1 protein-coding gene is annotated in these 346 nt (G+C 72.8%); it reads right to left on the minus strand.

What is annotated here, in order from left to right:
• Positions 1-98 precede the first annotated feature (98 nt).
• A complete protein-coding gene (locus EQG76_RS31685; protein ID WP_200840737.1) occupies positions 99-275 on the minus strand; it encodes a hypothetical protein in 177 nt (58 codons plus the stop codon).
• Positions 276-346 lie beyond the last annotated feature (71 nt).

A 346-nucleotide genomic window follows, 5' to 3' on the forward strand; every position in this document is an offset into this window, starting at 1 on the left:
TCGTCCAGAAGAAGAAGGCGTTGGCGCCGGCAGGACCCGGCCGCGTCCGTCAGCACATGCTGACATGATCGGCGCTTCTACCGCAGGTGCAGAAGCGGTCAACGGTGCTGGCCGTCCCCCGGCTCCACCCGCTCGGGCGCGTCCCCGCCGGCCGGCTGCGCCCGCTCCTGCCGCGCCCGTTCCTGCGCCTTGCGCCGCTTCAGGTTCTCGCGCATCGCCGCTGCCAGCCGTGCTGCGCGCTCCTCCTTTGCCGTCCTGCCCCCGACCTTGTCCATCGCCACGCTACCCCTTGCCACGCCGCGGCACCCGTGGCATCTAGCGCGCGCCGCAGCAAGGGGTCACCCCC

Origin of the sequence: Geminicoccus flavidas, from assembly GCF_009806515.1 — a bacterium.
Classification (GTDB): domain Bacteria; phylum Pseudomonadota; class Alphaproteobacteria; order Geminicoccales; family Geminicoccaceae; genus Geminicoccus; species Geminicoccus flavidus.

Excerpts from the sequence above, each read along its gene's own strand:
- EQG76_RS31685 (WP_200840737.1), bottom strand. The coding sequence starts at position 275 with ATGGACAAGGTCGGGGGCAGGACGGCAAAGGAGGAGCGCGCAGCACGG.